Origin of the sequence: Gemmobacter lanyuensis, assembly GCF_014652355.1 — a bacterium.
Classification (GTDB): Bacteria; Pseudomonadota; Alphaproteobacteria; order Rhodobacterales; family Rhodobacteraceae; genus Gemmobacter; species Gemmobacter lanyuensis.
On sequence record NZ_BMYQ01000007.1, the window covers coordinates 149,738 to 162,547 of the forward strand.

Genomic DNA, 12,810 nt, shown 5'->3' on the forward strand with positions numbered 1-12,810 from the left:
ACCATGCCCCATCTTTACGAAACCGACGGCGCCACCATCTATGTCAACTCCTTCGCCACGATCCGGGCCGAGGCCGATCTGGCGCGGTTCACCCCCGAAGAAGAGGTCGTCGTCGTCCGCATGATCCATGCGGCGGGCATGGTGGGGCTGGAAAAATTCGTCCGTTTCACCCCCGGCATGGCGATTGCCGCGCGGGCTGCACTTGAGGCCGGGGCACCGATCCTGTGCGATGCGCGGATGGTGAGCGAGGGGATCACCCGCACGCGTCTGCCCGCCGGGAATGAGATCATCTGCACGCTGCATGACCCGGCTGTGCCGGAGATGGCGCGCGCCATGGGCAATACGCGCAGCGCCGCCGCGCTGGAGCTGTGGCGGCCCCATCTGGCGGGTGCGGTCGTGGCGATCGGCAATGCGCCGACGGCGCTTTTCCATCTGCTGAACATGCTGGAAGACCCCGCTTGCCCGCGCCCTGCCGCGATTATCGGCTGTCCTGTCGGTTTCATCGGCGCGGCGGAATCGAAAGAGGCGCTGATGCAGGACAAACCCTGCCCGGCCGTGATCGTCGAGGGCCGCCTTGGCGGCTCTGCGATCACCGTGGCGGCGGTCAATGCGCTTGCCAGCCGGAAGGAGTAACCCATGGCCCGCATCCTTTGTGCAGGCTTGGGTCCGGGTGACCCGGACCTGATCTCGATCCGGTCGGACCGGGCCGTCCGGGGGGCGACGCAGGTCGCCTATTTCCGCAAGGCGGGGCGGCGCGGTCAGGCGCGCGCCATCGTTGAGGGGATGCTGCGCCCCGATGCCCTTGAACTTGCAATGGAATATCCGGTCACGACCGAGCTGCCCTTTGACAGCCCGGAATACAATGACGCGCTGGCGCGGTTCTATGACGACTGGGCCGAACGGCTCGCGGCGCTGCCGGGCGAGGTGGTGGTGCTGTGCGAAGGGGACCCGTTCTTCTACGGCAGTTTCATGCATCTTTACGCCCGCCTGCGCGGGCGGGTGGAGATCGAGGTCATCCCCGGCATCACCGGCATGGCGGGCTGCTGGCACGCGACGGGCACGCCCATCACCTGGGGGGATGATGTGCTCTCGGTGCTGATGGGCACGCTGCCCGAGGCGGATCTGGTCAGCCATATGCGCGGGGCCGATGCGCTGGCGATCATGAAGACCGGGCGCAACCTGCCCAAGGTGCGCCGGGCGCTGGAAACGGCGGGGCGTCTGGACGATGCTTGGCTGATCGAACGTGGCACCATGCCGGGGCAGCGCGTCGCGCGGCTGGCCGAGGTGGATGCCGAGGATTGCCCTTATTTCGCGATTGTCATCGTGCATGGGCATGGCCGTCGGCCGGAGGTGCATCAATGACCGGAACCGTGGTGATCGTGGGTTTGGGGCCGGGCGATCCGGAAAAGGTGACGCCCGAGGTGATGGCGGCGCTGGATCAGGCGACCGATGTCGTGGGCTATATCCCCTATGTGGCGCGGGTGGCGCCGCGTCCGGGGTTGGTGCTGCATCCTTCGGACAACCGGGTGGAGCTTGATCGCGCGACCCATGCGCTGGAGATGGCGGCGGCGGGGCAACGCGTCGTGGTGGTCTCTTCGGGCGATCCGGGGGTTTTTGCCATGGCAAGCGCGGTGTTCGAGGCACTGGAGGCGCGGCCCGATCTGGCGCATGTGCCGGTGACGGTGCTGCCGGGGATCACCGCGATGCTGGCCGCAGCGGCGGCCGCAGGCGCGCCGCTGGGGCATGATTTCTGCGCCATCAACCTGAGCGACAACCTCAAACCCTTTGATCTGGTGGAAAAGCGGCTGCGCCTTGCCGCGCAGGCCGATTTTGCGATGGGGTTCTACAACCCCCGGTCCAAATCGCGCCCGCATCAATTTGCCCGCGTGCTGGAGATCCTGCGCGAGGAATGTGAGCCGGGGCGCCTAATCCTTTTCGCGCGTGCGGTTTCCACCCCGGAACAGGCGATCCGCGTCGTACCTTTGGCCGAGGCGACCGAGGATATGGCCGATATGCGGACCGTGGTTCTGGTGGGCAATTCCGCCACGCGCCGGGTGGGCAATTACGTCTATACGCCGAGGTCGGCATGACACCCGACCGCCCGGCCCTGTCACATCCTGTGTTGCAGCCAGTGCAGAACCGCTTGCGGTTCGGCAAGGCGCTTGCGCGGGGGCAGGGCGGGGCGGTCGATCAGGATCACGGGCAGGCCCAGTTCCCGCGCGGCATCCAGCTTGGCGCGCGCGCCTTCGCCGCCTGCATTCTTGGCGACGATATGGGTGATCTGATGTGCGCGCAGCAGCGCGAGGTCGCCCGCAAGGTCAAAGGGTCCGCGCGCGACGATGGCCGTGGCCAGCGGCAGGGGCAACGCGCCCGGCGGATCGACCAGACGCAGCAGGTAATGGTGCTGCGGGCGCGCCGCGAATTCCGCCAGATGCAGCTTGCCGATGGCCAGGAAGATGCGCGCCGGGCTGTCGGGCAGGGCCGCGACGGCGGCCTCCAGATCCGGCACATGGGTCCAGCGGTCGCCCGGGCCTGCCTGCCAGGCGGGGCGTTCCAGCGCGATCAGCGGCAGCCCGGTGGCGGCGCAGGCGGCATGGGCATTGCGGCTCATTTGCGCGGCGAAGGGATGGGTCGCATCGACGACATGGGTGATGGCTTCTGCGCGCAGATAAGCGGCCAGCCCCTCGGGTCCGCCAAAGCCACCGATGCGGGTGGGCAGAGGCTGGGCCACAGGCGCATCGGTGCGACCGGCGTAAGAAAAGACCGCATCCATCCGGGCTTCAGCCAGAAGGCGGGCCAGACGGCTGGCTTCGGTGGTGCCGCCAAGCACAAGGATGCGTGTCATGTCTGAGCCTTGGGTCACAATCATCGGTCTGGGCGAAGATGGACCGGCGGGCCTGTCCTCTGCAAGCCATGACGCGATCCGCCGGGCCGAGGTGATCATCGGTGGCCCGCGCCATCTGGCGCTGGTGGGCGCGGGCGACCGGGGTGTCGAATGGCCGGTGCCGTTTTCCACCGCGCCGGTTCTGGCGGCGCGGGGGCGGCGGGTGGTGGTGCTCGCCTCAGGTGATCCGTTCTGGCATGGTGCCGGTGGCAGCCTGCTCGCCGATCTGTCGCCCGAAGATTGGATCAGCCATCCCGGCACCTCGTGTTTCCAGTTGGCTGCGAACCGCATGGGCTGGCGGATGGAGGAGGTGATCTGCCTTGGCCTTCATGCCGCGCCTTTTTCCCGGTTGCGCCCGGTGCTGACGCGCGGGCAGCGCGTGCTGGTCACGTTGCGCGACGGCGCGGCGGTGCCGCAGCTCTGCGACTGGCTGGCCGGGAACGGCCAGCCGCAGGCCGAGGTGACGGTGCTGGAACGGCTGGGCGGCGCGCAGGAACGGCTGCGGCGCGGCCCGGTTTCGGATGCCGAGGCGCCGGTCATGGCCGCCATCCTTGGGGTGGACCGGGGGCTTTCGCGCGCCTCTGGCCTGCCGGATGATCTGTTCCAGAGCGATGGGCAGATCACCAAGCGGCCCGTGCGGGCGCTGACCCTGTCGGCGCTGGCACCCTGCCCGGGGGAGCTTTTGTGGGATCTGGGGGCCGGGTCGGGGTCGATTTCGGTGGAATGGTGCCTTGCGGGCGGTCGCGCGATGGCGGTGGAGCGCCGCGCCGACCGCGCGGTGAACATCCGCGCCAATGCCGAAGCCTTTGGCCTGACGCACCGTCTGACCGTGCGCGAAGAGGCCAGCCTCGCCGCCCTGCCGAACCTGGCCCTGCCTGACGCCGTCTTTGTCGGCGGCGGGGTGAGCGCCGATCTGGTCGCGGCCCTTTGGGCGCTGCTGCCCCCGGGCACGCGGATCGTGGCCAATGCCGTGACGCTGGAAAACGAGGCCACGCTCTACGCAGCCCATGCCGCACATGGCGGTAGCCTGTTGCGGGTCGATCTGGCACAGGTGGCGCCCCTTGGCGGGTTTCGTGGCTGGCAGGCCGCGCGCCCCGTAGTGCAATGGAGCGTGACGCGATGATCGTGGCGGGTATCGGATTGCGCGCCAGCGCCACGCAGGCTGACCTTGAAGCCGCGCTGACCCTTGCCCTGGCCCGCCCGGATCGGCTGGCCACGCCCGAGGACAAGGCCGCCCACCCCGCCTTTCAGGACATCGGCCTGCCGCTCTGCCCCGTGCCGCTGGCGCGCCTGACCGCACAGGCCACGCCAACCATTTCCCCGCGCCAACCCGCGCGCTATGGCACGGGATCGGTGGCCGAAGCCGCCGCCCTTGCCGCCGCCGGGCCGGGCGCGACCCTCATTCAGCCGCGTTGCACCGCCCCGGGGGGGCGGGTCACGTTGGCCCTTGCAGAAGGACCGCAAGCATGACCGTTCATTTCATCGGGGCCGGCCCGGGTGCGCCGGATCTGATCACCCTTCGTGGCCGGGATCTGATCGCGGCCTGCCCGGTGTGCCTCTATGCAGGCTCGCTCGTGCCCGAGGCGCTGCTGTCGCATTGCCCGCCGGGGGCCAAGATCGTGAACACCGCGCCGCTGAGCCTCGATGAGATCATGGCCGAAATCGCCGCCGCCCATGCCGAGGGCAAGGATGTGGCGCGGCTGCATTCCGGCGACCTGTCGGTCTGGTCGGCAATGGGCGAACAGCTGCGCCGCCTGCGTGAACTGGGCATCCCCTATGACGTGACGCCCGGCGTGCCGAGCTTTGCCGCCGCCGCCGCCGCGCTGGGGGCCGAGTTGACACTGCCGGGGGTGGCGCAGTCGGTCGTGCTGACCCGCACCTCGGGGCGCGCGACCTCGATGCCCGAGGGCGAGACGCTGGAAAACTTTGCCCGCACCGGGGCGGTGCTGGCCATTCACCTGTCGGTGCATGTGTTGGCCGATGTCATCGCGCGACTGACGCCGCATTACGGCGCCGATTGCCCCGTGGCCGTGGTCTGGCGTGCCAGCTGGCCCGACCAGCGCGTCGTGCGCGCCACGCTGGAAACCCTTGAAACCGCCATCGGCGACGAGATGGAGCGGACCGCGCTGATCCTAGTCGGCAAATCCATCGGCGCCGAGGATTTCGACGAGAGCCGTCTTTACGCGGGCGACTATGACCGCCGTTATCGCCCCGTCGGCACCCATCCGCGCTTTCCGGAGACGGCATGACCCCTGCCGGCCTGATCATCTCGGCCCCGGCGTCGGGGACTGGCAAGACCACGGTCACGCTCGGCCTTCTGGCCGCGCTGCGGGCCGAGGGGTTGCAGGTGCAACCGTTCAAGAGCGGGCCGGATTACATCGACCCGGCCTTTCACAGCGCCGCCTCGGGGCGGGTTTCGGTCAATCTGGATACCTGGGCCATGGCGCCGGGGCGGATTGCGGGGCTGATCGAAGGTGCGGGGCAGGCCGATCTGATCCTTGCCGAAGGGTCGATGGGCCTGTGCGATGGTGTGGCGCAGCCGGGGGAAACCGGCATCGGGGCCTCGGCCGATCTGGCCGAGCTGACGGGCTGGCCGGTGCTTCTGGTGCTGGATGTCTCGGGCCAGGCGCAAAGCGCGGCGGCGACGGCAGTGGGATTTGCCGCGATGCGGCCGGGGGTCAGGATTGCGGGGGTGGTGCTGAACCGCGTGGCCTCGCCCCGGCATGAGGCACTGGTGCGTGATGGCATGGCGCAGGCCGGGGTCCGGGTGCTGGGCGCCCTGCCGCGCAAAGCCTCGATCGAGCTGCCGGAGCGCCATCTGGGCCTCGTGCAGGCGGGTGAAACGCCCGAACTGGCGCGCATTCTGGCCGAGGCGGGCAGCTTCATCGCCGCCCATTGCGATCTGGACGCGATCCGCGCCGCCGCCGCGCCCACGCGGAGCATTGGTGGAACGACGCGCCGCAGCACGCCACCCGGACAGCGCATCGCGCTGGCGCAGGATGCCGCGTTTTCATTCACCTATCCACATCTGTTGAATGACTGGCGGGCGCAGGGGGCAGAGATCCTGCCGTTTTCGCCGCTGGCGGATCAAGGCCCCGACGCCAGCGCCGATTGCTGCTGGCTGCCGGGGGGGTATCCCGAATTGCACGCCGGGGCGCTGGGGCAGGCCGAAGGCTTCCGCAGCCGCATCCGCGCCTTTGCCGAAACTCGGCCCGTGCATGGTGAATGCGGGGGCTATATGGCCATGGGCGCGGCGCTGATCGACGCCAAGGGCGTGTCGCACCCGATGGCAGGGCTTCTGGGCCTTGTCACCAGCTATGAAAAGCGGCGGATGCATCTGGGCTATCGCCTTGCCCAACTTGCAGCGCCCATTCCGGGGCATGGGGCGGGGGCGCGTCTGCGCGGCCACGAATTCCACTACTCGACCATTCTGGCGCAACCGGATATGCCGCTCGCCGAGGTCGTGGACGCGACCGGCACCCCCGTGCCGGAAACCGGATCACGGCGTGGCAATGCCAGCGGCACCTACTTCCATCTGATCGGTGAGGCCAGCACATGAGCGGGTTCGTCTCTTTCGTTTCCTCTGGTCCCGGTGACCCTGACCTGCTCACGGTGAAGGCGGTCAAGCGTCTGGCCGAGGCGGATGTGGTGCTGTACGACGATCTCTCTTCGGGCCCGATCCTTGATCTGGCACGGGCGGGCGCCGATCTGATTTCGGTAGGCAAGCGCGCGGGGCGGCCTTCGGCCAAGCAGGACCATGTGAACCAGCTGCTGGTGGATCACGCGCTGACCGGCGCGCGGGTGGTGCGGCTGAAATCCGGCGATGCCGGGATTTTCGGCCGGCTTGAGGAAGAGACAACGACGCTGGATGCCGCCGGCGTGCCCTATGAGGTGATCCCCGGCGTCACCTCGGCCAGTGCGGCGGCGGCGGCGGCGGGCATTCCGCTGACGCGGCGGCTGACCGCGCGGCGCGTGCAATTTCTGACCGGGGCCGATGTGACGGGGGGCCTGCCCGAGGATCTGAACTGGGCCGCCCTTGCCGATCCGACGGCGACGACCGTGATCTACATGGGCAAGCGCACCTTCCCCGCCATGGCGGCCGAGCTGATCGCGCGCGGTCTTTCACCCGATACGCCCGCCATGCTGGCGCATGGCGTCTCGACTGCGGCGCAGGATCTGGAACGCTTCACCATCGCGACGCTCTCTGCCCATCTGCAGGAAACTGCCAGCCAGACCCCGGCGCTGATTTTCTATGGCCCCCTCGCCACCGGGCGGGATGAGGCCGGGCAATAACCCTGCAAGGAAAGACCCCGCAATGATCCAGCTCAGCCTCATCGGCATTGGCAGCGGCAACCCCGATCACCTGACCCGTCAGGCGATGCGGGCCATGAATGCCGCGGATCTGATCCTGATCCCCCGGAAGGGCGAGGGGAAGGCTGATCTGGCGGATCTGCGGCGCGAGATTGCCGCCGATGTGGTCACGAACCCCGCCACCCGTATTGCGGAATTCGACCTGCCGGTGCGGGACCCCGCCATCACCGACTACCGCGCGCGGGTCGATGCCTGGCATGATGCCATCGCGCAGATCTGGGCCGACAGCATCGCCCGCGATCTGGGAACGACGGGCCGGGTGGCGCTGCTGGTCTGGGGGGATCCGTCGCTTTACGACAGCACCTTGCGGATTGCTGCGCGCCTGCGCCCAGCCCCGCAGATCGAGGTCGTGCCGGGCATCACCTCGATCCAGGCGCTGACGGCGGCCCATGCCATTCCGCTGAACGAAATCAACGGGCCGGTTACCATCACCACCGGGCGGCGCCTGCGGGATGAAGGTTTCCCCCCCGGTGTCGATACCTGCGTCGTCATGCTGGATGGGGAATGTTCCTTCCAGCATTTGCCGGATCAGGGCGTCTCGATCTGGTGGGCAGGCTATGCGGGCATGGCGAACCAGATCACCGAAAGCGGCCCCCTGGCCGAAGCGGGCCCCCGTATCATCGCCCGGCGCGAGGCCGCGCGTGCGGCCCATGGCTGGATCATGGATATCTATCTGTTGCGCCGGGCCTGAGCTGCCTCGGCCCGCAGGGTCAGCACGAGCCATACCGCAAGGCCGAGCGCGAGGGCCCCTGCCGCGAAAAAGCCCAGCAGGTCCATCGCCATTGCGGAAGCAGCCTCCAAGTTTCCTGTGAAACTATAGCCCAGGCCCACGTAAAGTGTGACCCAGCAGCTTTCGCCCAGAACGCCCCAGAGGGTAAAGATGGCCCAGGGCTGTCCCGCAGCGCCGGCGGCAAGGTTCACATAAGGCCCCAGCGCCGAGATGAGCCAGCGCGAGAAAAAGACCGCCAGCCCCCCGCGTCGCGCCAAAAGATCGGTGGCCCGCGCCAGCGGTGCCGCCCGCGACCCGAGCCGCGCCACCAACCCCGCGCCGCCCCAACGCCCCCCGAAATATCCCGTCTGATCGCCAAGGATCGCCCCCGAGAGCGCGCCGCCCAGGCTTGCCCCCAGCGACAGGTCGCCCGCCGCAACGAACCCCCCTGCTGCCAGCATCATCAGGGATGCCGGAATTGGCAGGGCCAGGCAGGAACAGAAGGTGCAGGCAGCAAGAAGCCAAACGCCATAGTGTGGCACAAGGGCAAGCAGCCAGTCGGTCACGGTTCCATCGCCTTTGCCTGCGCGATGGCCGCCTCGACCTGCGCGATGACCTCGGACACCGGCACACCGCGTTCCTTGGCTATTTCAGCCAGCGTCTTCGGATGGCCATTCACAGGTTTGGGCAGGCCTGCCAGTTCATCAAGCCGCCGGGGGTTGAGATCCCAGCTATGCCCGACATAGCCCATGGTCATCCAGGCCTGGACGGGTTCATTCTGATGGCCCGACCAGTAGATCAGCTGCACCAGAAAACGCCCCAGAAACACCAGCGCAAGGGTCGAGCTGAGCAACAGCGCCGACACGAGCTTCGGGTGCCTTCGGAAAAGCTGAACGAAACGCTGCATGATCCCCCCAAGGGCGCGGAATTCCTGTGCATAACAGGCCGACGGGCCTGCGAGCAACTGAGCCGCATCCCGCCCGAAAGCAATGCCGTTGTGCCGGGGGCCATACCCGAATTACGCAAGTCACGCGCCGTTTCGTCGCGGCTGGATGTGTCCGGTCACACGGCGCGCGGCACCTGGATCGTGAAGGTGGACCCTTGCCCCGGCGCGCTTTCGAAGGAGAGCCGCCCCCCCGTGAGCTCGGCAAGACGGCGCGAGATCGCAAGCCCGATCCCCGCCCCGCCGATGGTGCCATTTTCGTGACCCAGCCGGTCAAAAGCGGTGAAAACCCGCGCCTGATGTTCGGCCGCAATCCCTACGCCGGTATCCTTGACCACCACGCCAAGCATGTCGGGTGCCGATTGGTCAAAGCGCACCTCGACCGCGCCCCCGCGCACATTGTATTTGACCGCGTTCGACAGCAATTGCGCCATGATACGGCGCATGACCTCGGGGTCGGCGCTGACCTTGGGCAGGGCGCCCTCTGGCATCTTAAGGGTCACGCTGATCCCCTGACTTGCTGCTTCGGCGCGGATCTTGTCGCAGGCGATCTGCACCAGCGACACTATGTCGAGCGGCTGGACCGCAAGTTGGAAGTCGCTCCGCTCGATCCGGCTCAGGTCCAGGACCGCATCGACGAGTTGCACCAGATGCCAGCCCGAACTCGCAATCGCGCGCACCTGCCGCATGCGTTCCGCATCCAGAGGTTGGCCCTCAGCCATTTCCAGAAGGTTCGCATAGCCGATGATTGCGGTCAGGGGCGTGCGCAATTCGTGGCTCATGGCAGACAGGAAGTTCGATTTGGCCTGATTGGCGGCATCCAGTTTCGCGCCCATATGAGTCAGATGGTCGCCCACCGTCTGCAATTCGCTGATTTCATAGCGTTCCGCCGGGGACATCATGCTGCCCTCGCTGATCCTGATCATCCGGCGTTCCACCTCGGCCAGAGGGCGGGCGACGCGCTCGCTCATGGCGCTGGAGCGGCGCCAGAGGATCGCGAAGAATACCACATAGAAAAGAAGCAGCAGCGCGAGCATGATCTGGCTGACAAAGCCGAGCTGGTCGCGCAGCGTGATCGATTCTGCCAGCACGCTTTCCTCGCTGGTCAGAACCAGCAGCTTCCACTGCGGCCCTGCGATGGTGGACCATGCCGCGATCATCGGGTGGCCGAGGGTCACGGTCCGGGTGCCCGTCGCCTCGGACTGGAACGCCAGCGCGATCTCGGACAGTTCCGAGCGTCGGAAGATGTTGAACTCCTCGGGCTTGAAGGTGTCCTGCTGGATCGCCTCTTCATAGCCGTGTTCCAGCAGCTCATGCACACCAAGGTCTTGTTCCGCCTTGGGCGGCAGCGCAAGGATGGTGCCGTCGCGCCCGACCAGCACGGCATAACCATCGCCGGGCAACTTGATGTCGAGCACCTGTTTCACGATGGTGTCGATGGTGATGTCGATCCCGATCACCGCCTCAAGCTTGGCAGGGCTGTAGACGGGGGCGATGGAGGAGACCATCCAGCCTGATCCTGCCGGATCGACATAGGCATCGGTCCAGACAGGCTTGCGGTCGGGGTTATGCTGGGCGTCGGCTTCGTAGTAGAAGTTGTAGGTCGGGATATCCATCTTCGGGGGATAGATGTCCAGCACCTCGAAATAGGGGTAGATCCGGTTATAGGAATCGTGCGTGTTCAGATAGATCTGCGCGATGAGCGGATCGGAGTCGCGGATCGATTTCATAATCGGGTCGAGCCGCACCGTACGCCAGACCTTTTCCTGCTCGGCCGGGCCGATCGGAACCGCGCCTGAAAAGAAAACCGCAGAGCCGCCGGTATCCCGTGTCGTATAGAAGGTGCCATCCTTGGTATAGGCATGGCGCGCCTTTTCCTCGGCGGAAACCACGGCGGGGGTGGCCAGTGCGCGCCCGGTTTCATCGGCAAAGATGTGCGACAGGGTCGAGATCGATTGCAGGCGGCGCGCGATGATATTGGCTTCGCGCGTCGCGGCATCTTCCAGGGCATCGGTCGAAATGCGGGTGATCGCTTCGGCGCCGCGGTCATAGACCACCTGGCTTGTGCCCCAGTAAATGCCGATAAAGCTGAACTCGATCAGAAGCATCGGCACGAGCGCCGCTTTCACATAAGAACGCCACAGCCATTTCCGCAGCGGTACGGCCGGTGCGATGGTCTTGGAGTCGTCTTCGCCAATCATCTGGGGCCTCGGAAATTCGATGCGGTTAAGCCTGTCAGGCAAACGTATTCAAATTCCGAATAGTATGGTCGACGGGTGAAGGGAAACCAGCTTTTGGTATCTTTTAGGTGGTATGAGGCGGCACTTGCGGTCCCATAAGGCAGTCATGGGCGCAAAGATCCCATTTACGTCGCTTTTCGGTCGGGATTCAGCGGGAAGGGAGGGGTGCCAGAGGGGACACCCCGCAATGTCTCAGCGCATGACGAAGGGGTCGGGAATCGGATCATCCGAGGTGCGCAGCCAGACCGTCTTGACCGTCGTGTAATCCAGCGCCGCCGCCAGCCCGCCTTCGCGCCCGTGCCCTGACAGGCCATGCCCGCCGAAAGGAGCGATGGGGGAAACGGCCCGATAGGTATTGACCCAGACGATCCCCGCCCGGATGCCGCGGATCATGCGATGCGCACGCGTCAGGCTTTGGGTGAAGACGCCTGAGGCCAGCCCGTAGGGCGTGCCATTGGCAAGGGCGAGCGCCTCTTCCTCGGTTTCAAAGGTTACGACCGAGAGGACAGGGCCGAACAGCTCTTCCGTCACGCAGGGCGCAGTCGGGGCGGCGCTGCAATCGAGGATCGTGGGTGGAAAGAAGGTGCCCGGTCCCTCGGGGATCTTGCCGCCCGTCACCAGCCGCGCGCCCGCGGCAACCGATTGCGCGATGATCTGCACGATGCGGTCGCGCTGCCGTGCGGTGCAAAGGGGGCCGACCTCGGTCGCCATGTCGTCCGGGGCGCCGATCCGCACCGCTTCTGCCTTGGCCTTCAGCCGGTCGATCATGGCGTCCTTGACGCTGGCCTGCACCAAAAGGCGCGAACCTGCCACGCAGCTCTGCCCGGTCGCGGCGAAGATGCCTGCCACCTGTGCATTGGCCGCGCTGTCCAGATCGGCGTCGTCAAAGACGATGAAGGGCGATTTCCCGCCCAGTTCGAGCGAGGTTTTCGACAGGTTTTCGGCACTGGCCCGCACGATATGCCGCGCGGTTTCCGGGCCGCCGGTAAAGGCGATATGGGCGACCTTGGGGTGGGTGGTCAGGGCACGCCCGGCCTCGGGTCCGCCGGTCAGGATATTCACCACGCCCGGCGGGAACCCGGCCTGATCCACCAGACGCGCGAATTCCAGCAGCGGCGCCGGGCCGTCTTCGCTGGCCTTCAGTACCACGGTGCAGCCCGCCGCCAAAGCAGGGCCAAGCTTCACCGCCGACAGGAACAGTTGGCTGTTCCAGGGCACGATGGCCGCCACCACACCCACGGGTTCGCGCCGCAGCCAGACCTCCATATCGGGTTTGTCGATGGGCAGATGCGCCCCTTCGATCTTGTCCGCCAGCCCTGCGTAATAGCGGTAATATTCCGCGACATAGGCAATCTGGGCGCTGGTTTCCCGGATGATCTTGCCCGTGTCGCGGGTTTCCAGCGCCGCAAGGCGCGGCGCCGCCTCCTGCACCAGATCGGCCAGCCGCGACAAAAGCTTGCCCCGCGCCGTGGCGGTCAGCCCGGCCCAGGCGCGCCCGTGAAAGGCGCGGTCCGCAGCCTCGACCGCCCGGCCCACATCGGCGGCCGAGGCCGCGGGCATCAGCGCCCAGGGCTGACCCGTGGCGGGATCAAGGCTTGGGAAGGTCGCGGCGGCATCTTCGAACTGGCCGTCGATATAGTGCTGGAAGCGGTCCATCTTTCCC

General features: G+C 66.9%; 14 protein-coding genes. 9 read left to right on the forward strand and 5 right to left on the reverse strand.

Annotated features, from left to right (window positions below):
• The first annotated feature begins 3 nt into the window (after positions 1-3).
• From IE101_RS12570 to cobJ, 3 genes are read left to right on the forward strand one after another with little or no spacing between them, the layout of a single operon-like run.
• Entirely contained in the window at positions 4-633 is a 630-nt protein-coding gene (locus IE101_RS12570; protein ID WP_189634193.1) for a precorrin-8X methylmutase, read from the forward strand.
• 3 nt (positions 634-636) lie between these two features.
• Positions 637-1,362, forward strand: a complete 726-nt coding sequence (locus IE101_RS12575; RefSeq protein ID WP_189634194.1) for a precorrin-2 C(20)-methyltransferase — start codon at positions 637-639, stop codon at positions 1,360-1,362.
• Positions 1,359-2,090: a precorrin-3B C(17)-methyltransferase gene (gene cobJ, locus IE101_RS12580; RefSeq protein ID WP_189634195.1), complete on the forward strand. Its 732-nt coding sequence runs from the start codon at positions 1,359-1,361 to the stop codon at positions 2,088-2,090. Before IE101_RS12575 ends, cobJ begins: the two co-directional genes overlap by 4 nt.
• 20 nt (positions 2,091-2,110) lie before the next feature.
• Here cobJ and IE101_RS12585 read toward each other — a convergent pair whose 3' ends face one another.
• A complete protein-coding gene (locus IE101_RS12585; RefSeq protein ID WP_189634196.1) occupies positions 2,111-2,845 on the reverse strand; it encodes a cobalt-precorrin-6A reductase in 735 nt (244 codons plus the stop codon).
• Here IE101_RS12585 and cbiE point away from each other — a divergent pair.
• Genes cbiE through cobF form a run of 6 tightly spaced genes read left to right on the forward strand, consistent with a single transcriptional unit; the run spans position 2,844 to position 7,946 of the window.
• Entirely contained in the window at positions 2,844-4,007 is a 1,164-nt protein-coding gene (gene cbiE, locus IE101_RS12590) for a precorrin-6y C5,15-methyltransferase (decarboxylating) subunit CbiE (protein ID WP_189634197.1), read from the forward strand. The two genes, IE101_RS12585 and cbiE, sit on opposite strands and share 2 nt — an antisense overlap.
• On the forward strand, positions 4,004-4,354 hold the full coding sequence (locus IE101_RS12595) for a cobalamin biosynthesis protein (RefSeq protein WP_189634198.1): 351 nt from the start codon (positions 4,004-4,006) through the stop codon (positions 4,352-4,354). Before cbiE ends, IE101_RS12595 begins: the two co-directional genes overlap by 4 nt.
• Positions 4,351-5,133 (forward strand): precorrin-4 C(11)-methyltransferase, encoded by a 783-nt coding sequence (gene cobM, locus IE101_RS12600; protein WP_189634199.1) that lies wholly within the window; start codon positions 4,351-4,353, stop codon positions 5,131-5,133. Before IE101_RS12595 ends, cobM begins: the two co-directional genes overlap by 4 nt.
• Positions 5,130-6,443 (forward strand): cobyrinic acid a,c-diamide synthase CobB, encoded by a 1,314-nt coding sequence (locus IE101_RS12605; protein WP_189634200.1) that lies wholly within the window; start codon positions 5,130-5,132, stop codon positions 6,441-6,443. Before cobM ends, IE101_RS12605 begins: the two co-directional genes overlap by 4 nt.
• Positions 6,440-7,177, forward strand: coding sequence for a uroporphyrinogen-III C-methyltransferase (gene cobA / locus IE101_RS12610; protein ID WP_189634201.1), 738 nt, complete (start codon positions 6,440-6,442; stop codon positions 7,175-7,177). The genes IE101_RS12605 and cobA overlap by 4 nt, the downstream gene beginning before the upstream one ends.
• A 22-nt stretch (positions 7,178-7,199) precedes the next feature.
• Positions 7,200-7,946: a precorrin-6A synthase (deacetylating) gene (gene cobF / locus IE101_RS12615; RefSeq protein WP_189634202.1), complete on the forward strand. Its 747-nt coding sequence runs from the start codon at positions 7,200-7,202 to the stop codon at positions 7,944-7,946.
• On the opposite strand, the gene IE101_RS12620 is transcribed toward cobF, so the two are convergent.
• The 4 genes from IE101_RS12620 to IE101_RS12635 form a co-directional block, all read right to left on the reverse strand.
• Complete coding sequence (locus IE101_RS12620; RefSeq protein ID WP_189634203.1) at positions 7,925-8,530, reverse strand: DedA family protein; 606 nt, start codon at positions 8,528-8,530, stop codon at positions 7,925-7,927. The two genes, cobF and IE101_RS12620, sit on opposite strands and share 22 nt — an antisense overlap.
• Positions 8,527-8,871 (reverse strand): hypothetical protein, encoded by a 345-nt coding sequence (locus IE101_RS12625; protein WP_189634204.1) that lies wholly within the window; start codon positions 8,869-8,871, stop codon positions 8,527-8,529. The genes IE101_RS12620 and IE101_RS12625 overlap by 4 nt, the downstream gene beginning before the upstream one ends.
• 155 nt (positions 8,872-9,026) lie before the next feature.
• On the reverse strand, positions 9,027-11,108 hold the full coding sequence (locus IE101_RS12630) for an ATP-binding protein (RefSeq protein WP_189634205.1): 2,082 nt from the start codon (positions 11,106-11,108) through the stop codon (positions 9,027-9,029).
• Positions 11,109-11,339: 231 nt separating this feature from the next.
• Entirely contained in the window at positions 11,340-12,803 is a 1,464-nt protein-coding gene (locus tag IE101_RS12635) for an aldehyde dehydrogenase (protein WP_189634206.1), read from the reverse strand.
• Between the last annotated feature and the right edge of the window lie 7 nt (positions 12,804-12,810).